At 37.9% G+C, this 21,922-nt stretch carries 20 protein-coding genes and 3 riboswitches; of the genes, 19 read left to right on the forward strand and 1 reads right to left on the reverse strand.

Features of this window, described 5'->3' with window-relative positions:
* The first annotated feature begins 137 nt into the window (after nt 1-137).
* The 9 genes from CD33_RS04410 (at nt 138) to CD33_RS04450 (ending at nt 9,491) form a co-directional block, all read left to right on the forward strand.
* Nucleotides 138-887: an SDR family NAD(P)-dependent oxidoreductase gene (locus CD33_RS04410; protein WP_036198559.1), complete on the forward strand. Its 750-nt coding sequence runs from the start codon at nt 138-140 to the stop codon at nt 885-887.
* 316 nt (nt 888-1,203) lie between these two features.
* A riboswitch (TPP riboswitch) is annotated at nt 1,204-1,314 on the forward strand.
* 167 nt (nt 1,315-1,481) lie between these two features.
* Nucleotides 1,482-2,072 carry a thiamine phosphate synthase gene (locus tag CD33_RS04415; RefSeq protein WP_235863389.1) on the forward strand — a complete coding sequence of 197 codons (591 nt, stop codon included), beginning with the start codon at nt 1,482-1,484 and terminating at the stop codon, nt 2,070-2,072.
* On the forward strand, nt 2,065-3,180 hold the full coding sequence (gene thiO / locus CD33_RS04420; protein ID WP_036198562.1) for a glycine oxidase ThiO: 1,116 nt from the start codon (nt 2,065-2,067) through the stop codon (nt 3,178-3,180). Before CD33_RS04415 ends, thiO begins: the two co-directional genes overlap by 8 nt.
* 8 nt (nt 3,181-3,188) lie before the next feature.
* Nucleotides 3,189-3,392, forward strand: coding sequence for a sulfur carrier protein ThiS (gene thiS, locus CD33_RS04425; protein WP_036198563.1), 204 nt, complete (start codon nt 3,189-3,191; stop codon nt 3,390-3,392).
* A gap of 2 nt (nt 3,393-3,394) precedes the next feature.
* Nucleotides 3,395-4,162, forward strand: coding sequence for a thiazole synthase (locus CD33_RS04430; protein ID WP_036198564.1), 768 nt, complete (start codon nt 3,395-3,397; stop codon nt 4,160-4,162).
* Nucleotides 4,159-5,175: a ThiF family adenylyltransferase gene (locus CD33_RS04435; protein ID WP_036198565.1), complete on the forward strand. Its 1,017-nt coding sequence runs from the start codon at nt 4,159-4,161 to the stop codon at nt 5,173-5,175. Before CD33_RS04430 ends, CD33_RS04435 begins: the two co-directional genes overlap by 4 nt.
* Before the next feature lie 254 nt (nt 5,176-5,429).
* A riboswitch (TPP riboswitch) is annotated at nt 5,430-5,544 on the forward strand.
* A 138-nt stretch (nt 5,545-5,682) separates the two neighbouring features.
* Nucleotides 5,683-7,467 carry a phosphomethylpyrimidine synthase ThiC gene (gene thiC / locus CD33_RS04440; RefSeq protein ID WP_036198566.1) on the forward strand — a complete coding sequence of 595 codons (1,785 nt, stop codon included), beginning with the start codon at nt 5,683-5,685 and terminating at the stop codon, nt 7,465-7,467.
* A 445-nt stretch (nt 7,468-7,912) separates the two neighbouring features.
* On the forward strand, nt 7,913-8,221 hold the full coding sequence (locus tag CD33_RS04445; RefSeq protein WP_036198567.1) for a hypothetical protein: 309 nt from the start codon (nt 7,913-7,915) through the stop codon (nt 8,219-8,221).
* Nucleotides 8,222-8,471: 250 nt separating this feature from the next.
* Nucleotides 8,472-9,491 (forward strand): DUF2332 domain-containing protein, encoded by a 1,020-nt coding sequence (locus tag CD33_RS04450; RefSeq protein ID WP_036198568.1) that lies wholly within the window; start codon nt 8,472-8,474, stop codon nt 9,489-9,491.
* A 184-nt stretch (nt 9,492-9,675) separates the two neighbouring features.
* On the opposite strand, the gene CD33_RS20925 is transcribed toward CD33_RS04450, so the two are convergent.
* A complete protein-coding gene (locus tag CD33_RS20925) occupies nt 9,676-9,840 on the reverse strand; it encodes a DUF4083 family protein (RefSeq protein WP_373906681.1) in 165 nt (54 codons plus the stop codon).
* Nucleotides 9,841-11,125: 1,285 nt separating this feature from the next.
* On the opposite strand from CD33_RS20925, the gene cntA reads away from it, so the two are divergent.
* From cntA to CD33_RS04505, 10 genes are all read left to right on the forward strand, one after another.
* On the forward strand, nt 11,126-12,700 hold the full coding sequence (cntA, locus tag CD33_RS04460; RefSeq protein ID WP_036198602.1) for a staphylopine-dependent metal ABC transporter substrate-binding lipoprotein: 1,575 nt from the start codon (nt 11,126-11,128) through the stop codon (nt 12,698-12,700).
* A 66-nt stretch (nt 12,701-12,766) separates the two neighbouring features.
* Nucleotides 12,767-13,699, forward strand: a complete 933-nt coding sequence (opp1B, locus tag CD33_RS04465; protein WP_036198570.1) for a nickel/cobalt ABC transporter permease — start codon at nt 12,767-12,769, stop codon at nt 13,697-13,699.
* The gene (cntC, locus tag CD33_RS04470; protein WP_036198572.1) at nt 13,699-14,544 is read left to right on the forward strand and encodes a staphylopine uptake ABC transporter permease subunit CntC; all 846 of its coding nucleotides are present in this window, start codon (nt 13,699-13,701) and stop codon (nt 14,542-14,544) included. The genes opp1B and cntC overlap by 1 nt, the downstream gene beginning before the upstream one ends.
* Before the next feature lie 23 nt (nt 14,545-14,567).
* Nucleotides 14,568-15,389: a staphylopine uptake ABC transporter ATP-binding protein CntD gene (gene cntD, locus CD33_RS04475; protein ID WP_036198573.1), complete on the forward strand. Its 822-nt coding sequence runs from the start codon at nt 14,568-14,570 to the stop codon at nt 15,387-15,389.
* Nucleotides 15,376-16,119 carry an ABC transporter ATP-binding protein gene (locus CD33_RS04480; protein ID WP_036198574.1) on the forward strand — a complete coding sequence of 248 codons (744 nt, stop codon included), beginning with the start codon at nt 15,376-15,378 and terminating at the stop codon, nt 16,117-16,119. The genes cntD and CD33_RS04480 overlap by 14 nt, the downstream gene beginning before the upstream one ends.
* Nucleotides 16,120-16,161: 42 nt before the next feature.
* Nucleotides 16,162-17,331: a staphylopine family metallophore export MFS transporter CntE gene (gene cntE, locus CD33_RS04485; protein WP_036198575.1), complete on the forward strand. Its 1,170-nt coding sequence runs from the start codon at nt 16,162-16,164 to the stop codon at nt 17,329-17,331.
* Between the two features lie 198 nt (nt 17,332-17,529).
* Nucleotides 17,530-18,030 carry a DUF4871 domain-containing protein gene (locus CD33_RS04490; RefSeq protein ID WP_309299186.1) on the forward strand — a complete coding sequence of 167 codons (501 nt, stop codon included), beginning with the start codon at nt 17,530-17,532 and terminating at the stop codon, nt 18,028-18,030.
* Between the two features lie 194 nt (nt 18,031-18,224).
* A riboswitch (cobalamin riboswitch) is annotated at nt 18,225-18,416 on the forward strand.
* A gap of 177 nt (nt 18,417-18,593) precedes the next feature.
* Complete coding sequence (locus CD33_RS04495) at nt 18,594-20,144, forward strand: ABC transporter substrate-binding protein (protein WP_036198577.1); 1,551 nt, start codon at nt 18,594-18,596, stop codon at nt 20,142-20,144.
* A gap of 5 nt (nt 20,145-20,149) precedes the next feature.
* The gene (gene nikB, locus CD33_RS04500) at nt 20,150-21,079 is read left to right on the forward strand and encodes a nickel ABC transporter permease (RefSeq protein ID WP_036198604.1); all 930 of its coding nucleotides are present in this window, start codon (nt 20,150-20,152) and stop codon (nt 21,077-21,079) included.
* Nucleotides 21,080-21,093: 14 nt separating this feature from the next.
* The gene (locus CD33_RS04505; protein WP_235863388.1) at nt 21,094-21,921 is read left to right on the forward strand and encodes an ABC transporter permease; all 828 of its coding nucleotides are present in this window, start codon (nt 21,094-21,096) and stop codon (nt 21,919-21,921) included.
* Nucleotide 21,922 lies beyond the last annotated feature (1 nt).

A 21,922-nucleotide genomic window follows, 5' to 3' on the forward strand; every position in this document is an offset into this window, starting at 1 on the left:
TAATAAATATTATTGTTTTTAACGTTTTATTTTTCGGAAATATAGGGAATTGATAATATATTGTTCGTGTGAATTTTTAATGGAATATGAAATTTCACGATTGCTTATCATCTTTTATCTTGTTGGGAGGAATTTATTTGAGTAAAGTGGCGATTATTACAGGCGGGGGCAGCGGGCTTGGGCAAGCAACAGCCATCCGCATGGCTCAAGAAGGAATCAATATTGCGGTTGTGGATGTAAGTGACAAGGGAGGAAATGAAACTGTCGAAAGAGTAAAAGCTGTAGGGGTTGATGCAATCTTCATTAAAGCGGATGTATCAAAAGCCGAAGAAGTGAAAAGTTATGTCGATAAAACAGTGGAACATTTTGGTTCCATTGATTATTTCTTTAATAATGCTGGAATTTCAGGCAGCGGTAAATTTTATTTAGATACAACGATTGATGAAATTAACCAAATTGTAGACATCAACCTTTTAGGTGCATTATACGGTGTTCGGTATGTAGCCGAGGTGATGTTGAAAAATGGCGGTGGTTCAATCGTCAATACCGCATCAAGTGCCGGTGTGATTGGTCAAGATTCAGTCGTCACATATTCGGCTACAAAACATGGTATCATCGGTTTAACAAGAAGTATGGTTGCTGAGTACGCAAAAGATGGTTTGCGTGTCAACGCCATTGCACCAGGTCCAACAGAAACACCGATGGTAAGGGCATTTTACGAAGCCAACCCCGAAATGAAGGAAAATGCTACAGGCGGAATACCGCAAAAACGTTTAGGTACACCGGAAGAAGTAGCAGAACTAGTAACTTTCCTATTGACCTCCAAAGCTGAATATATCAATGGGGAAGTGATAAGGATCGATGGTGGATTCACTAGCACAAAGTAAAAGTTCGAAGGATAAAGACCTACATTTGAGTGTGGGTCTTCTTTTTTTGAAATTTACACGGGGCCTTTTTGCATTCAACCATCGGACAAATCTTCCCTATGTTTTATGTCGATTACGAATGAACTACCCAACAGAATAGATACTTTCTCTTTTAATAATCTATATCAATCTTTTTGAATCGAATGTCGAATTACGAACGCTTAAAAATCAAGGAAAAATAAAATTGGATTAAAAGATTTGAATTCACTTGAAATCTACCAATTATTGTATTAGAATTGCAATTGTACTCAGAATAGTCAATAAACTGAATATAAGATTAGATTACTAGGGGATCCCTTGATAAGGGCTGAGAATAAAGTAGTTACTTTTTAAACCCTCAAAACCTGAACAGGTTAGAACCTGCGTAGGAAAGTAGCGAATGTTTGTATTTGTTTGTTTCCATATGGACAAATTTCAAGCCAAACCACTTTTCTATATAGGAAAGTGGTTTTTTTATGTGAAAAATAGTGAAGAAAGTTGAGTTCGATATGATTTTGGAAGTAGGTGGTCCAACAGCTTTTTAATAGGATTGAAGGAGAGAAAAGCGTGAAGCTAATGGCTGTAACAGATGACCAGCGATCAGTGTGTGAATTGGCATTCACAATAATCGGAATAAAAGATCAAATCGATATGGTCCAAATACGTGAAAAAACAAAAACAGCTCAGGAAATCATCACCTTGATTCAATACTTGGAGGATGGTGGAGTAAGAAAAGAAAAAATTATTCTAAATGATCGTTTGGATATTGCTTTGTTAATGAATATTCCTACTGTTCATTTGCCGGAAAAAGGGCTAACTATAAAAATGGTCAAACAACACTTTCCCCATATTAAGGTTGGGCGCTCTGTTCATTCATTTGAAGGAGCGCTGAATGCGGAGAGAGACGGTGCCGATTATGTTTTATATGGTCATTGTTTTGAAACAAATAGCAAACTAAGAAAGAAGCCGAATGGCATGAAACCGATTATTGAAATGAAAGAACACTTAAAGATACCTGTTTATGCAATAGGTGGCATTACTTTAAATAAAATCCACGCATTACAAAAAGTAAACGTGGATGGCATCGCCGTGATGTCAGGGATCTTTTCCGCAGAAAATCCATACTTTTCAACAAAACAGTATTTCGAGGCGATAAAATATGATTGATAAATTTGAAGTAGCGATAATTGGCGGCGGAATAATCGGTTGTTCCATTGCTTATTACTTAGCGAAGGAAAAAATGAATGTTGCAGTTTTCGAAGGCAACCAAATAGGGATGAAAACAACAAGTGCAGCAGGTGGCATGCTTGGGGCTCACTCTGAATGTGACGGGGATTTCGATGCTTTTTTCCCTTTTGCAAGAAGCAGTCAATTTGCCTATTCCGAGCTTAAAGAACAATTGAATCATCTGTGCGGCTTGGATATCGGATACAGAAAAGGCGGTATATTAAAGCTTGCCTTTAATGAATCAGATAGAAATGAACTCCAGTCCATCTTATCTCAACCAACGGTAAAATGGCTTGATAAAGAGACGTTAAGTGAAATGGAGCCTCATATTTCTAACAAACTACTAGGAGCTGCCTATATTGAAGAAGATGTGAATGTTCTGCCAATGGCTGTTTGCCAGGCATTTGCCAAAAGTGCCCAAATACTAGGGGCCACGATAAACGAATATTCCCCTGTACACAATATTCATAAGAAAGAGAATGGTTTCTTGATTGAAACAACAACCGGTCAAGTCGAAGCTGAGTATGTTGTGGTTGCCAATGGGGTTTGGAGTACGACATTTTTTAAACAGCTTGGGCTGGACCGTCAATTAATGCCGGTTAAGGGGGAATGCCTTTCGGTCATTGATGAAAAGATGACTTTAAAACATACTATTTTTCATGATCATTGTTATATCGTGCCAAGAAGCAACGGAAGGTTAGTAATTGGGGCAACATCGATTGAAAATGATTGGAATGAAAAAGTGAGTCTAGATGGGATTGAAACGATCATTGCAAAAGCAAAAACAATGCTTCCCAATATTGCCCATTTGAAAATTGATTCATTTTGGGCTGGATTGCGTCCACAAACTTTTGATCGGAAACCTTTCATCGGTCATCATCCAGAGGAAGAAGGGATTTTATTTGCTACAGGACACTATAGGAATGGGATTCTCCTTGCACCGGCAACGGGGCAAATGATTCGAGATTTGATACTTAAAAGGCAAGTTAATAACGAATGGGTGGAGGCCTTCAAAATCGACCGTCATCAGCCATTTGCAATAAAGTAGGTGATACAATGTCAATTACATTAAATGGGAAAGATGTCAGTCTTCAAAGTGGAGTCGACACCGTTGACAAATTGCTTTCCCACTACCAATTAGAAAACCGTATTGTCATAATTGAGGTCAACAAGGTTATTATTTTGAAAGAAAATTATAAAACAACGAGCCTCTCACACGGGGATGTCGTGGAAATTATTCATTTTGTAGGAGGGGGATAAGTATGTTAAAAATTGCTGATCGTACGTTTCAATCAAGACTTTTATTAGGAACCGGCAAGTATCCGTCATTCGAAGCCCAAAAAAAGGCAGTAGAAGTATCGGAAGCCGAAATTTTGACCTTTGCCGTCAGAAGAATGAACATTTTTTCACACGAGCAACCCAATTTATTGGAACAACTGGATTTATCCAAACATACGCTTCTTCCCAATACGGCGGGTGCAAAGAACGCAGAGGAGGCTGTACGGATCGCAAAACTCGCCAAAGCTTCGGGGTTATGCGACATGGTAAAAGTAGAAGTGATTGGAGATAATCGCACGCTATTACCTGATCCAATTGAGACGTTGAAAGCTTCTGAAATGCTATTGGAAGAAGGATTTATTGTGTTGCCGTATACATCCGATGATGTTGTGTTGGCAAGACGTCTTGAAGAACTTGGAGTGCACGCCATTATGCCTGGTGCCTCCCCGATAGGATCTGGCAAGGGGATCATCAATCCACTTAACTTAAAGTTTATTATAGAACAGTCCTCGATTCCGGTCATCATTGATGCTGGAATTGGTTCTCCTAAAGATGCTGCATATGCAATGGAGCTAGGTGCAGATGGCGTGTTGCTGAATAGTGCGGTTTCTGGAGCAAGTGATCCGGTTAAAATGGCTGAAGCAATGAAGCTTGCAATAAAAGCAGGGAGATTAGGGTATGAAGCTGGAAGAATAGAAGAGAAAGATTATGCGGTAGCTAGCAGTCCTATAAGTGGGATGGTGCCATCTTGACGACGCGGTATTCAAGACATGAGTTATTTCTGGGAAGTGAGGCACAAGCCGAAATAAATAAGGCTAGTGTCATCATCATTGGTGCGGGGGCTCTTGGATCTGCAAGTTCTGAAATGTTGGCAAGAGCTGGAATCGGTCGCGTCACTATAGTCGATCGGGATTATGTAGAGTTAAGTAATTTACAAAGGCAGCAATTATACACCGAAGAAGACGCAAGAAATCAAATGCCGAAAGCCATCGCCGCCAAAACACGACTCAGGCAGATCAATAGCGATATCATCATTAATAGCTTCATAGAAGATGTGAATGGACAGAATGTTGAGGAATTGATAAAAAATCATTCAGTAATAGTGGATGCTACCGATAATTTTGAAACCAGTCTAGTAGTGAATGATGCAGCTGTAAAACATGGGATACCTTATCTGTTTGGTGCATGTGTGGGAAGTTATGGGCTTACTTATCCAATTATTCCAACAGATACTCCATGTTTAAATTGTTTATTGGACCATTTGCCAATGGATGGGATGACATGCGATCGCGTCGGTGTTATAAGTCCAATCGTTCAAATAATCGCGGCACAACAAGTTACTCATGTGCTGAAAATCCTGTCTGGTAAAAAGCTATCCCCGATGCTTCAATCAATGGATATTTGGGAAAATGAAAAAGCGGAAATTAATGTCACTCAGCTAAGAAAACAAAATTGTCCTACCTGTGGCGAACAGCCCACCTATCCTTTTTTACTAATTGAAAACCAGTTGAAAACGGACGTGTTATGCGGAAGAGATGCTGTCCAGCTTCGACCGGGGCTGAGATCGGATACGTTCTCCCTCCCTCGCTTATTAAAAAGAGTGGAGAACTACGTTACCAATCCTGTGTTAAACCGATATTTGCTTTCATGTAACATTGATGATTATCGAATCGTATTCTTTAATGATGGGCGCGCGATTATTCACGGTACAAATGAAGCGAAAAAGGCTCGGGAGATTTATAATCGGTTGATTCAATTTTATTAGCGTGAATGAATTAAGCTACTTTTTGGGAACAGAAGTTTTGTAATTCTGTTAAATGTTTAAAAAATAGTAGAGTATTCTAATATGCATTTTTAGTGATGATTTCGAATATCATTTGATGATGCTTTCCCTTTAACCTTACAGAACTGGTAACGATAACAGTTTAAAATTTTAACAGAGATCATGTTCATAGTTGAAATATCAAATTATAGTTATCTTTAATTTTTTTGATTCTTTTTTAGAAAAACTAATTTAATAGAAATAACTAGGGGAGTCCAATGAGTTGGGCTGAGAGGGAAACGCAGTGAGGTTTCTTGACCCTTTGGACCCGATCTAGATAATGCTAGCGTGGGGAAGTTAGGAAAATCAAGTTTATTGATTAACTTCTGCATTGAAAAAGCCGGTCCTCCCTTTTGAGGTAACCGGCTTTTTTATATACTCCATATGCTATCGACTTCGTTTGTTCTAGATTTCGTCCGTTAAATGAAAATCAAAGGAGAGATTTACGTTATGTCATCCAACTTATTAAACGAACAAAGTATTTCCATCATGTCCAGTTTTTCAGGTAGTAAGAAAGTATATGTTGAAGGGTCGAGACCTGATATTAAAGTGCCGATGCGTGAAATAAAACTAACACCGACGTCCGGCAGCTTTGGTGAAGAAGAAAATCCGCCAGTCCGTGTCTACGATACAAGTGGTCCTTATACGGACGCCAATTATTCGGTTGATATTACAAAAGGTCTTCCGAGTCTTCGAAGTACATGGATACATGAACGAGGGGATGTTGAAGAATATGAAGGGAGAGCAATGAAAGCTGAAGACAATGGATTCAAAGATGAAAATGATCCTCGTGCCAATCATAATAGGTTCCCCGGTTTAAAGCATAAACCGTTGCGTGCAAAAAAAGGGAGAAATGTAACACAGCTTCATTACGCACGAAAAGGCATCATTACGCCTGAAATGGAATTTGTCGCATTAAGGGAAAATATGAAACCTGAATTTATTCGCGATGAAATTGCAAGAGGACGTGCAATTATTCCATCAAATATCAATCATCCAGAATCAGAGCCAATGATAATAGGGCGTCATTTCCACGTGAAAATTAATGCCAATATCGGAAATTCGGCTGTTTCCTCTTCCATCGAAGAAGAGGTTGAAAAAATGACATGGGCAACACGGTGGGGTGCGGATACGATCATGGATTTGTCGACAGGTAAAAACATCCATACGACAAGGGAGTGGATTATTCGAAATTCCGCTGTTCCTGTCGGGACCGTACCGATTTATCAAGCGCTTGAAAAAGTGAAGGGAGTCGCGGAAGACCTGACTTGGGAAATTTATCGTGATACCCTGATTGAACAAGCTGAACAAGGTGTCGATTATTTTACCATTCATGCAGGGGTGTTGTTACGATATGTACCTCTAACTGCAAAACGTTTAACAGGCATTGTATCCCGTGGCGGTTCAATTATGGCACAGTGGTGTCTTCACCACCACAAAGAAAACTTTTTATATACTCACTTTGAAGAAATTTGCGAGATCATGAAAACTTATGATGTTGCCTTCTCTTTAGGAGATGGATTGCGTCCCGGGTCCATTGCGGATGCAAATGACGAAGCGCAATTTGCGGAATTAGAAACACTTGGGGAATTGACACAAATTGCTTGGGAGCATGACGTACAGGTTATGGTTGAAGGCCCGGGACATGTACCGATGCACCTCATAAAGGAAAATATGGACAAACAACTGGAGGTATGTAAAGAAGCGCCATTCTATACTTTGGGTCCCCTTACTACTGACATCGCGCCTGGTTATGACCATATAACATCCGCCATTGGTGCAGCGATGATCGGCTGGTATGGAACTGCGATGCTTTGTTATGTAACACCAAAAGAACATCTTGGTTTACCGAATCGCGATGATGTAAGGGAAGGAGTGATCACTTATAAAATAGCTGCACATGCTGCAGATCTAGCAAAAGGGCACCCAGGAGCACGCAAAAGAGATGATGCCTTGTCAAAAGCTCGTTTTGAATTCCGTTGGAGGGATCAGTTTAATTTATCATTGGATCCTGAACGCGCCTTGGAATATCATGATGAAACATTGCCTGCCGAAGGGGCAAAAACAGCTCATTTCTGTTCAATGTGTGGACCGAAATTTTGCAGTATGAGGATTTCCCAAGATATCCGGAATTATGCTAAAGAAAATAAACTGGATCTGGAAGAAGCGATTGAGAAAGGCATGAAAGAAAAAAGCGAGGAGTTTACTGAATCGGGCGGGAAATTATATCATTAATGCTTAGTTAGGGATTTCTAAATGTTACGTGATAAAACGGGAAATTGTCACAACATGCTTAATACAAGTTATTAATGGGGAGAACAGCTTTTGCACCTGATTAAATCCCAACGTCTGTTACTTACCATTCCGATTCCCTTTGTAATAAAATTTATAACCGAATACTTATCATTGCCGTGGCGTATTTCTTCATTAAAGGAATACGCCTTTTTACAATAACTGATTTACTATATAACAAAATATGGTAAAATATAACTCATAAATGATCAAGTAAAATTTAGCATAAACCAATAAATTTATAGAAAAAAAGTTATTTTGAAATGGCGATTGTTTAAAAAATATATGGCTTGCAACCATAAATCCTTTAAGTGGAGATGGCCTTTCCCCGCTGCTAAGTCGAAGAAGTCTTCTATTATTATAAGGCAATACTACTAGGAGGGTGAATTTGGAATTCGCTAACTATGTTTTAAGTTTTATGTATATCTTTATTATTGTATCGATAGCAACATTACTATTTTCCTTCTTGTTTAAGAAGAAAAAGGACTTGATATATGTAATTTATTATTTCATTTTATTGGTGATGATACATTCTTTTCTAGCTTTACAAAAAGATTTTATATTGCAAAGTTTTCCTAAACAGACCTATGGAGTGTTGATACTTTTATTGCTTAACTACTTTGTCTTTTTTAGAAGGCTTTATTTGGTTGTGAGTGCGATGAAATCAGAAGGAGATAGAAAAAAAATAGAGGGATAACCAACAATAATCCTCGTTATTTAATATTCAATTAACTCGCAGGTTTATTAGAATGGGATCGAATTCCGTAAAAATCGGTTCAAGTAATTTCCGAAATCAGTTCGCAGATATTTTTTATGGAATTATACAATGTATATAGTTATCTAGTTTTTTAGTAATATGTTCATCATTGATTTATTGGTGATATAGCCACTTAAAATATTGGAACAAACCTTCACATAATATTTTTATAGTTAAAGCGGTGTATTCGATGGAAAGATTAGCAAAGATTTTTATTCGATTCAGCGAAGTTGAGGCACAAAAAAGTATCCCGCTTTATGCCTATTGGAGCAAGAAAATTTCAGAAGATAGAGAATTGCTTACATTGATTCAGTTTATTCCAGATTCTCAACCTAAGCCCAATATGTTTTTCGCAAGTGTCCAATATTTGGCATTAAAACAAAACCATCCTCTAAAAACCTATTACTCCATATTTGACCAGTCAGAGAACTATCTAGAAGAAAGTTTTAAATGTTTGAAAGAATTTGTTCGTCTTAATGAGGAAGCATTAATCAATTGTTTCCTTACAAAACTTGTCCAAACAAATGAATTGAATCGTAGCTCGTATTTATATCCGATTATGAGTGAAATAGCATATAAAACCGGAAAACCTTTAACATTAATTGAAATTGGAACAAGTGCGGGATTATTATTAAATTTAGACAACTATCAATATGAGATTAAAGAAACTAATCAAGTTCTACAGTTCGGTAACTTCAAAAGTGATGTGGTGGTGCATGCTGAAAACAATGGCGAGCCTTTGACCGCTATTAGACCTTTTCAAGTAAGTGAGCGGGTTGGTGTAGATTTGAACATAGTAGACCTCAATGAAGAAGAAGACTACGAATGGATGCAGGCACTTATTTGGCCTGAACAAAAAAGTCGTAAAGAGTTATTAAGAAAGGTGCGCACACTCAATAAGAATATTCCCAAAAAACTATACGCAGGAGACTTCTTACAAGTTATCCCGTCTTTCTTACAAAATATTGATAACGGTACTCAAACGGTAATTTTCCACACACATGTGGCCAATCAATTTGATGAATCTTTGAAAATCAAACTATTAACAATGATTCATAACATCAGTGAACAGCATCCTATCTATCATGTATACAACAATATGTATGATCGGCATTTGCATATCGATTATATAACGCAATCCAGTACTGAGAAAATAAAGATTATAAATGAAGTTGATGGTCATGGTAAATATTTTTCTTGGATTCAATAAAAGGGTGAGCAGGCTAGTTAGTAAGTGTAGAGGGTGCTTTAGAAAGGTAAGTAAAAGTTTGGTAATCAAAAAATCGAGGCGCGATTCTTGTAAAAGAATTGTGTCTTTTTTTTATTGAAGCTCTAATTTTTAATTGAATACTAGATTATGCAGCCAAGTAATGAAGTAAACAGGATAAAAATCACTATTTCTTACCCTGTTCAAGTAATTCAATTATTCTATCAAGCTTTTGCTCGATATTTTGATGTTTGTTCGAGGGCTTTTGCTTAGTAAGCCGCCTGCTAACTATAACAAAGACAAAGAAAAATACAAGAATGATCAAAGAAAACATTATCAATGTAACTAACACATCAGAACCAGTAAAGGCTTCGCTACTCAAATTTATCCTCCCCTTCCAATTTTAGGTTTATTATAACATAATATTTTATCCATAGTCTGAATTGAATGTGACATCATGGCGACGGGGGACGAGTGTTTTGTCCCAATAGAATGGTTAATGGGCCAGAAGGAAGAATGGGAGCTCATGATTTGTCACGATAGAGATGTGAATGTGACTCAATAGCGGCGGGGATCGAGTGTTTTGTCCCAATAGAATGGTTAATGGGACAGAAGGAAGAATGGAAGCTCATGATTTGTCACGATAGAGAGTTGAATGTGACGCCATGGCGACGGGGGAGGAGTATATTGTCCCAATAGAATGGTTAATGGGACAAAAGAAAGAATGAAAGTTCATGATTTGTCACGATAGAGATGTGAATGTGACACAAGGAGGACGGAGCTCGAGTGTTTTGTCTTAATAGAACGGTTTATGGGACAGAAGGGAGAATGGGAGTTCATGATTTGTCACGATAGAGAGTTGAATGTGACACCATGGCGACGGGGGACGAGTATATTGTCCCAATAAAATGGTTAATTGGACAGAAGGAAGAATGGAAGCTCATGATATGTCACGATAGAGATGTGAATGTGACACAAGGAGGACGGAGCTCGAGTGTTTTGTCTTAATAGAACGGTTAATTGGACAGAAGAAAGAAAGGGAGTTCATGATTTGTCACGATAGAGATGGGAATGTGACACCATGGCGACGGGAGACGGGTATATTGTCCCAATAAAACGGTTAATTGGACAGAAGAAAGAAAGGGAGTTCATGATTTGTCACGATAGAGATGTGAATGTGACCCCATAGCGACAGGGGACGAGTATATGTCCCAATAGAACGGTTGAAGGTACAGAATGAAGCTCTATTAATGCTTCTTCACAAAACAAAACTTCTTTTAGGAACTGAAAAAAATTGCTGCGCGCTATTCAGTATGCGTGCATAGGGAAACAAATTTGCTTGTCACACCCTTCGAAAATATCCTCTTAATAACTTCATACATATCATTTCAACCTGAAAGAAAAGCAGTTCTGCCATGGCATTTAATTATACTCAGACAGCAGTAAATAATTATACCGATTTCTTATTAATTACTGTATTGACATAAACTGTATATCTGTTATATTAATAATTGTGTTCGTAAATCGTAATGATTACTATTTAAAATAGATTTGAATCGTAGTAATCATTTCACGAAAAAAATAACCAATGAGAATTGAGATAAGGGGAGAGAATTTTGTTTATAAAACTGAAAACAATGTTTTTTATGTTAGCGGCCATAACAATTCTGGCAGGCTGTACATCGACAAAAGTAGAAGACAATAAAAATACCGATGAATTAGTGTATGCCACAGTAAAGGATATTAATGACATGAATCCGCATCTGTACCCGGGTTCGATGTCGGCTCAAGGGATGGTCTATGAATCTTTAGTTGAAAATACGGAGGAGGGGATCAAGCCATTGCTCGCAGAATCCTGGGAAATTTCGGAGGACGGGACGGAATATACATTCCATTTAAGAAAAGATGTTACTTTTCATGATGGCGAACATTTCAATGCAAAAGCAGTAAAACAAAACTTTGAAGCTGTCCAAAACAATAAAGAAAAGCATGCTTGGATTAAGTTATCCGATAAGATCAAAAGTATAGAGGAGGTAGATGAATATACAGTTAAATTAACTCTTTTTGAAGTGTATTATCCAACGTTAGTTGAATTGTCAATGACACGCCCCTATGTTTTTCTTTCACCGAATGATTTCAAAAATGGCGAAACAAAAGATGGCGTCAACGGATTCCATGGCACAGGACCTTTTAAATTAACAGAACATAAAGTCGATCAATATGCCGTTTTTGAAGCGAACGAAGATTACTGGGCTGGTGTTCCTAAAATAAAAAAAATTACAGCTAAAGTACTTCCAGCCGGGGAAACAACATTATTGGCAATGCAAAAAGGTGAAGTCAATTTTGCATTCACTGATGATCGTGGTGCGGACAGCATCAATATTGAAGGAATTAACCAACTCGTACAAGCAGGGGATTATCAACTGACTAGGAGCAAACAAATGAACACTAAGATGATTGTTGCAAATAGTGGCAAAAGTGAGAGCCCTGCCAGTGAAAAAAATGTCCGCGAGGCAATTTGGTATGCAATAGATCGAGAAACAATAAGTCGGGATATATTTGAAGGCGCTGAAACAGTAGCAAACTCACTTTTCTCAATAAATGTTAACTATGCAGATGTTTCTCTTAAAGAGAGAAACTATGATATTGCCAGGGCGAAAGAAATTTTGGAAAATGCGGGATGGACCATTAGCAGCCAAGATTCAGTTAGAGAAAAGGGCGGCAAAAAACTGGAAATGAAACTTTATTATGACAGTAATTCACCTTCACAAAAGGCTCAAGCAGAATTCATTCAAGGATCATTAAAGGAAGTTGGGATAAATCTGGAACTAAACGGTGAGGAATCAACTTCAATTGCAAATAGAAGAGCAACAGGTGATTATGATTTATTATTCAATCAAACTTGGGGATTGGCCTATGATCCACAAAGCACGGTAGCAGCCTTTACTTCAGAGGCGTCCTATCTACACGCTACAAAAGGAATTCCTGATGCAGAGCAATTTTATAAAAAAATAGAGGAGACTTTAACAACCATCGATGAAGAAAAGCGCAAACTTTTGTACGAAGATATTTTAAAAACGGTTCATGATGAAGCCATTTTTATTCCGATTACAAATGGCAATGTGACAGTAGTGGCACCCAAAAATTTAAAAGGCATTTCATTTAAGCAAACACAATATGAACTACCATTCGAAAAGATGTATTTTGAATAGCAAACTGATTTTGCCTAACTACTAGTCTTACTAAGGGCCCGTTAGTTAGGCAGGAAGGAGAATTTAATGGGAGCCTATATAGCACGAAGGATACTGATTACCTTGCCACTGTTACTGGCGGTATCTTTTTTAACCTTTCTATTAATTAGCTTTTCCCCAGTCGAACCAGCTGAGGTCATTTTACGTGCTCAGGAAGTTCCTTTGATTACTGATGAGTTAATAGAACGAACAAATGAAGAGCTAGGTTTGGATAAGCCGTTTATCATTCAATATTTTCATTGGCTCATTTCGAGTTTGCAACTAGACTTCGGCAATTCATATGTCAAAAATGAACCGGTATGGAACTTGGTTGGTCCGGCTTTTATCAACACATTCAAGCTGACTGTTGCATCTACGATTGTCATCATTATTTTTTCTGTCCTAATCGGTGTTATTTGTGCAGTGAATGAAAGAAAAATGGTAGACCGGTGGATGCGCACGATACTGTTTGTGTTTACAGCCACTCCATCCTACTTGCTTGGTGCTGTTTGTATTTATTTGTTTTCCGTCAAGCTAGATTTATTGCCAACAAGCGGGATGGAAGGTGTGGAAAGTTATATTTTACCTGTCTTAGTCACATCTCTAGGGTATATCGGGATCTATTTCCGAAATATACGAAGTGCGATGATCAATAACTTGAATGAAGATTATGTTCTGTATGGTCGGGCATCTGGTTTATCTGAATATACAATTACATGGCATATTTTGAGGAATTCTCTCCAAGTAGCTGTTTCAATATTCTGCATGGCCATCCCTCTAATTCTAGGTGGTACAGTGGTGATTGAAAATGTCTTTGCATGGCCTGGTCTCGGCAGTTTGAGTATAGGAGCTATATTAAATCGGGACTTTCCGATTATTCAAGCCTACGTTTTAATCGTGGCGGTTGCGTTCGTAATTTTTAATATGATATCGGATATTTTAAATGCTATGTTAAATCCTCGGATAAGGAATGATAGTTAATGAGATTAATAAGAAATCTTGTTAGGGATAAACTTGGAATTACGTCTCTTTTATTCCTTGTATTGGTCATGTTGATGGGTGTATTTGCACCAATTATTGCACCTCATGATCCTTTAGCGATCAATATGCCATTGCGGTATGCATCCCCGTCTTGGGAACATTTATTAGGAAACGATCATTTAGGCAGAGACGTGCTTTCGCGAATCCTTTATGGTATTCGCGCAAGTGTTTTATGGATTTTCCTTGCCTTAATCATATCGGTTTGTATAGGCACTGTAATGGGCTTTATAGCAGGATATTACAGAGGAATTGTCGATTCAATCATCATGAGAATTTGTGATGTCATGCTTTCGTTCCCTGTGTATGTTATTACCATTGCAATTGTCGGGATATTGGGTGTTGGTTTGGAAAATATTTTATTCGCTTTTGTTTTAATGAAATGGGCATGGTTTGCCCGAATTATTAGGACATCCGTTTTGCAGTATATTGAAATGGAGTATGTGAAATACGCACGGACTATTGGTTTGTCCCATCGAAGCATCATTCTGAGACACATCCTGCCTTTGACTTTTTCAGATATCGCCGTTGTTGCAAGCAGTTCAATGAGTTCTATGATTTTACAAATTTCAGGTCTATCGTTTTTAGGATTAGGTATAAAAGCACCTAATGCTGAGTGGGGAATGATGCTCAGTGAAGCGAGAGAAGTGATGTTCACCAGACCTGAGCTGATGATTGCTCCTGGTGTTGCAATTATCAGCGTCGTGATAGGATTCAACTTTTTATCCGATTCATTACAAGTAGCATTGAATCCAGAGCTTAGGCAACCGAGTAAAATTATAGAATAATTGTTAAAGGAGTGGCTGAAGGTATGGCTTTGCTGGAAGTAAATAACTTAAGAGTATGGGATGCACATACAAAGCGTGTCATCGTACACAATACTTCATTCACATTGGAAGAAGGGAAGTGCCTTGCAATTGTAGGAGAGAGTGGTAGTGGCAAATCCGTTACTTGTCGAGCTCTTGCCCAGCTAAATAAAAAATCTCTATGTCAAGATGGTGAAATTCATTTCAGAAACGAGCGATTACAAATTCTTTCCGAGAAGCAGATGCGAAAGAAAAGAGGGAAAAACTTTTGCATGATTCTTCAAAATGGCATGACTGCTTTTGATCCATCTTGCAAAATCAAGGTTCATTTATTTGAAACACTAAAAACGCATCTTAATTGGGAAAAGAAAAGAAGTGAACGAAAAATGATTCAGGCGATGGAAAGTGTGAATTTGAAAAACGCAAAAGAAATCATGAACAAATATCCTCACCAACTTTCCGGTGGGATGCTGCAACGTATTATGATCGCACTTGCGCTCGCATTGGAGCCCGATATCATTATTGCCGATGAACCTACTACAGCCTTGGATACGATTTCACAATGTGAAGTAATGGAACAACTTCGTAAAATTCGTTTAAATATGAATTGCGCAATCATACTCGTTTCACACGATTTAGGGGTTGTGCGGAATATAGCCGATGAGGTACTAGTCATGAAAGAAGGGAAAGTTTTAGAGAAGGGTGACACACCATCTGTTTTTGCAAACCCTGCACATGATTATACAAAATATTTAATTAAAACAAGAAGCACAATAAGTGACAATTTTATTAAATTAATGGAGCGATCTAATCTTGTTAAAAGTTGATCATGTCGATAAGTCGTATAACAACAATGGATTTTTTAAAAGCAGCTCGCGAAAAATATTGGAAGATGTAAGTTTTGAGTGTAGTCAGGGAGAATGTCTTGGAATTATAGGTGAAAGTGGTAGTGGCAAATCAACTCTTGGAAGATTATTAATCGGTATTGAACGCCCAGAAAGGGGTTCAATCATGATTAATGGTGAAAGTATTTTTAAAAGGAAAAACCGTAAGAGCAAGATAAGCGTCGTCTTTCAAGATTATCGTTCTTCCATTAATCCATTTTTTACTGTCGAAGACGCTATCCTTGAACCTTTAAGAGCAATCAACATTGAAGAAAACTTGGCAGTTATAATTGATAAGCTGCTTATACAAGTTGGTTTATCCCCATCCTATAAGCATAAATATCCTCATGAATTATCAGGGGGGGAAGCCCAGAGAGTATGCATCGCAAGAGCAATTTCAACAGAACCTTCCTATATATTGTTCGATGAGGCGATCAGCTCACTTGATGTGTCTATTCAGTTGCAAATTCTGGATTTACTTAAAGAATTAAAAAATAGTTATAAGATGGGATATATATTTATTACGCACGATATTCAAGCAGCGACTTATATTTGTGATCGACTACTTATTTTTAAGGACGGTCGAGTTCAAGAAACGATTCCTACAAAAGATTTACATCTAGTAGAATCCCCATATGCAAAAAAATTACTCAAAAATCTTATTCTATTCTAATTGAATAAATAAGAGCCGCTAGTAATGAAAGGAGAATATATCTTGAAAGGAGCATTATCCTGGACGTTTATTCGTTTATATATACTAGTGCTTCTTTATTTTAGCGCTAACTCGATACTAAATGTGATTATCCCTCTACAAGGTGAGGAACTTGGGGCTACAAATGCAATGATAGGCTTGATTATGGGGGCTTACCTATTTACAACAATGTTTTTCCGCCCATGGGCAGGACATATTATACATAAGTACGGCCCCATGAAAGTGCTGCATATTATTCTCATAATAAATGGAATAGCTTTAATTTTATATTCGATTACTGGTCTAAGTGGCTTCTTTTTTGCTCGAATGATGCAAGGGATATCAACAGCGTTCTTTTCAATGGCCTTGCAAATCGGTATCATTGATGCTCTTCCTGAAGAAGAGAGATCACAAGGAATATCATTATATTCGTTATTTTCTTATATACCTGGAATCATTGGTCCACTTTTAGCGTTGGGTGTTTGGCAACATGGAATGAACCTATTTACTATAGTCATGGTAACAATTGCAATTCTTACGGGGGTAGTCGGGTACAGTACAAAAATAGAATCTGCAAAAGTTGCTTACTCTAAAAAAGCACCTCAAAGTACCAACATCTTTTGGTCCTTTCACCAACTAGTCAAAAACCCTATTCTTTTTAGGTGCAGCATCCTAATGTTGGTTTCTTCCGTTATATTTGGGGCAATTACAACATTTATTCCTCTTTATGCAAAACAAATCGACAATGGAAGTGCAGGAATTTATCTTATGCTTCAAGCAGCTGTTGTTGTCTTAACACGATTAACCTTCATGAAGCGAATTCCATCCGACGGCAAATGGCATAATGGATTTATAGTGTCTGCCATGTTGATTTTGACTATTGCCTCCTATTCTGTTAGTTATGCTAGTGTAGCTGGATTCACGTTTTTCTACTTTGGTGCTATTTTAATGGGGGTTGCACAAGCACTAATTTACCCTACACTAACTACCTATCTTAGCTTTGTATTGGAGGAAGATAATCGCAATGTTTTATTAGGGTTATTTATTGCAATGGCTGACTTGGGTGTATCACTTGGCAGTGTACTGATGGGACCAATTGCCGATGCCTCGTCCTATTCATTTATGTATAGTATTTGTGCAATTTGGGGGTTGGTCCTTATATTTTTCTCATATAGAAAAAAGGGGATAATATAAATACTTAAAAAATCCCCCCAGATAACTTGCCTTTTCCGGGTAATTATTTGAAATAAGGTGGTTTGGACTTGTATATTTAAAGTTAATACAAAATGGATCATTTTTAAAGAATAATAGTTTTTAAAAATCACACTTTTTAAAACGAAAATAAAGTTGTAAGTGGTAAAATTACTAAAAATATACGTTATGGGGTATAGTTTGAAGCTGAAAACAGTATGTATAATTTTAGTTTGCATGCTTTTTATGGTTGTTGGTTGTTCCAAAAATGAAGCAGATGAAAAAAAGTTGGTTCTACCTGACGATATACCTAGTTTTGTCGAAGAGAGTGATTTTGAAGACGTTGACTGGAGTAAAAAAGCATCGATGTTCAATGGTAATATGATGGGTAATGAAAATAAATCGGGTGTGATTGGTGCAGATATGCCAAGCTTAAACAACAATCAAAAGTGGATGTGGCATTTGTGGGGGATTGAAACTCTGGGAGAAGTGGAACTAACGGTTGTTGGTCTCCACAAAGAAACGGGGAGTATCCATCAAATCCTTACAACAGGTTGGTCGATACATCTTGGAGGAGAAAATAATGGAGCGGATGCACACATACCTTCAAACGTCAGCATCCCAAAACCGGGAGAATGGGCAATGTTGCTTTATACTGATGAAAAATTATTCGATATATTGGTATTCGAAATTAATGAATAAAGATTTAATTGAATTGTAATCCTACGCTTCCCTTGAAATATACTTTTTTTATTTAAGGATATTATCAAACAAAAGAAGGAGGTTCGTATAAGTAAGAAATAGCTAGTACACGTCATTATTAATGAAAATTTAAAATACAAAATTAGTAAATAAATAGACATAATGGTTGTATTTTATGGTAGTATAAACTCAACTTCAGAATTTTTTAAATAGGTGCTATATATATTTTATTATAGCTTAAAAGGGAAGCTTGGTGTAAATCCAACACGGTTCCCGCCACTGTAATTCAGAGTAACCTGCATGATGCCACTGTTTTTTACCAAAGCGGGAAGGCGTAGTTTATGAAGAAGATAAGTCAGGAGACCTGCCTATTTAAACATCACTAAAGAGACCTACGGGAGATAGGGAGGTGGTTAGTTTGCTGGTGATATTTTGTCGCTTTTTAAACATTTCTTTCTATCCTACCAAGGCACCTCTGACCTCATAAGTTGTCGGAAGTGCTTTTTATATTGGAGTTTTACTGTACCGTTTTGCTTCAAACGATTACCTTAGGAGGAGAAGAAATGAAGAAATCGTACAAACATTTGATTAACTGGTTTTGCATGGCATTATGCATCATTGCATTAGTTGGGTGCTCCACGAATAAAGATGGACAATCTAACTCAGAAAATAAAGATACAAGTGCAAAAACAGCGACTCTAGCGTTTCCTTGGAGTCCATCTGGTTTAGATCCTCATAGTGGGGATAGCTGGGAAATTATGCGGTCAGGAACTGCGGAAACATTGATTAAATTAAATGAAGACTTAACACCGGGCCCGTGGCTGGCGAAATCATGGAAGCAAGTAAATGATACAACTTGGTTATTCCAGCTCCAGGAAAATGTCACCTTTCATAACGGCAAAGCGCTTGATGCAGCTGCCGTAATGAATTCTTTACAGCGTGCCATTGACAAGAACCAAGGGACAAAGAACTTACTGAAAATTAGAGCAATGGAAGTTGTATCTGAAAATGAGCTGAAAATTGAAACAACGGAAATTAATGCGGCATTGATTTCAAATTTAGCAAATCCAGGAACGATCATCGTGGATGTGGAATCCCTGGACAATGAAGTTAGCTATCCAGCGTTCACAGGTGCTTATGCCATAAAAGAATTTAACCTAGATGAATCGCTCATTGTAAAACAATACGAAGGCTATTGGGGAGAAAAAACAAAACTAGATGAAGTTACGATTAAGTTTATTCCAGACGGCATTACCCGTTTGATGGCTTTACAGTCCGGGGATGTAGATGGTGCAACAGATATCTCGGTGGACAATATCGAAGTATTGGAAAAGGGTGATCGATTTGATGTTTTAACTGCTAAGTCATTGCGAACACATATGGTCATGTACAATATGGAATCCCCACTATTTAAGCAATTAGCTGTAAGAAAAGCTGTGGACGCATTGATTCCACGTCAAGAAATTGTTGACTCTGTTATGAAGGGCAAAGGGACTTCAGCAGTTGGCCCATTTTCACCGGTGGTACCTTTTGGACAAGTAAATAAAGAACAAGAAGAGCTATCTATTGAACAATTAATGCAGCAAGATGGGTGGAGAAAAAACACCGATGCCATGTGGGAAAAGGATGGAACTGTCTTTGAAGCCACTTTCTTAACATTCCCCCAACGCCCTGAGTTGACTGTGATGGCTGAGGTTATACAAAGCAAATTGCTTGAACAGGGGATGAAAGTAAATATTCGCCAGGTGGAAAATATTGACGATGCACTCGTAAATGAAGAATGGGATTTAGCGATGTACAGTATGCTGACAGCTCATACCGGTAGTCCGTATTTTTTCTTGGAGATTTTCTATAAATCAAACAGCTCCTCAAATATGAACCATTTTGCTTCTCAAAAGGTGGATTCAATGATTAATGAGTTGCATCAGATAACAGATACAGAGAAAAGCACGGAATTAGCCATTCAAATTCAAGAGGAAATTGAAAAAGCAGTTCCTCATTCCTATGTTGTATACCCAGACACTGTTTTTGCTGTAAACAAGGAATTGGAAGGCTTCAAGGCACTGCCAATCGAATACTATTATAATAATGCAAATATTAATAGAACTTATTGAACACTATGGGTAAATTCGTATTAGAACGGCTCCTGCAACTGTTTCTTGTTGTTTTTTTTGTTGCGACGATAACGTTTTTCCTGGTTAGAATTTCACCCGGAGATCCCGCAACAATTATGTTGAAAGCCAATAATGTTCCTGTTTCCGATGAATCAATCGATGCGTTGCGTAGTGAACTTGGCTTGACCAATTCCGTTGGAGGACAATACATTGAATGGATAAAGCAAATTTTTTCAGGAAATTGGGGGACGTCTTTCGTTTCCCAAAAGCCTGTTATAAACGAGCTAATAGCCAGACTGCCAGCTACATTGGAGTTAGCAATTGCAGGGCTTGCCATTATGTTGGCAATCACATTGTTTTTAGGTATCTCTTCAGTTATCTATCAAAATAGAACATTGGATAAAATAGGACGTGTATTAGCGCTTCTAGGTTCGGCAATACCCACTTTTTGGCTAGGTTTCTTATCAATCTATGTGTGCTCTGTTACTCTTGGATGGTTGCCTTCCATGGGAAGGGAGAATTGGAAAAACGTAATATTGCCCGCGTCAACTCTTGGATTAGGCTTAGGGGCGATCCATGCACGAGTATTACGTGCAAATTTGCTGGATATGCTGCAGCAACCATTTGTGAAGGCCTCTAAAGCGAGGGGGATTTCGAAGAATAGAATATTTGTATTTCAACTACTGAAGCATGCTTTGCTGCCCATTGTAACGATGACGGGTACAAGCTTTGCATTTATGCTGGGCGGCAGCATTATAGTAGAAACCATTTTTTCTTGGCCGGGATTAGGGCAATACGTAATTGAATCCATTAATATGCGCGATTATCCTGTCATTCAAGGGTACGTCATTTTTGCTTCACTTTTATTCCTAGTAATCCATATGTTGGTGGATGGTATTTCTATCTTAATTGATCCTCGATTAAATGCTGAATAGGAGGTGTGTAAAGAATGCTGCTGAAATTGAAGCAAGTAAATTTAAGCTTACTTATAGGCATGGGTATCCTGTTCAGTATTTTCTTATTGGGACTTTTTGCACCTTGGATTGCGCCTCATGATCCATTAGCTGTTAATTTGGCCGCTAGATTACACTCTCCAAGTTGGACTTATCCGTTTGGAACAGATCATCTCGGCCGTTGTATCCTATCCCGTATAATCCATGGAATCCGGATCAGTGCGACGTCGGCTTTTATCATTATGTTTCTCACGTTGTTGATTAGTATTCCAATCGCATTACTATCAGGCTATATTCGGGGGCGTTCAGATCATATGATGAGGAGGATTATCGATAGTACATTAGCAATTCCGGATATTGTATTGACGATTGGGATTGTAGGATTATTAGGCCCTGGTTTAATCAATATGATTTTCGCGATTGTAGTGGTTCGTTGGGCCAACAGTGTTCGCTTTATTCGGAGTTTGGTCGTGAAAATATGCCAGGAAGATTACATATTCTCTGCAAGAATGGCTGGAAACTCGCATTATCGTATATTGATCCGTTATGTACTTCCTCAGATAGCTATGCCCATTCTCATTTACAGTGCCCTAGATTTAGGTAAAATTGTATTAAATATTGCCGGTCTATCTTTTTTGGGTTTAGGATCCCAGCCGCCAACACCGGAATGGGGTGCAATGTTAAACGATGCAAAAGATTACTTTCAAATTTCACCGTACGTCATGATTTTCCCGGGACTTGCGATTGTATTGTTTGTTTCAGCTTGCCAGTTAGTAAGTGAAAAACTTGAGAAATATGAGTCAGCTGTAGGCAGGGAGATATAAT

Source organism: Ureibacillus sinduriensis BLB-1 = JCM 15800 (assembly GCF_000772955.1).
Lineage (GTDB): Bacteria > Bacillota > Bacilli > Bacillales_A > Planococcaceae > Ureibacillus > Ureibacillus sinduriensis.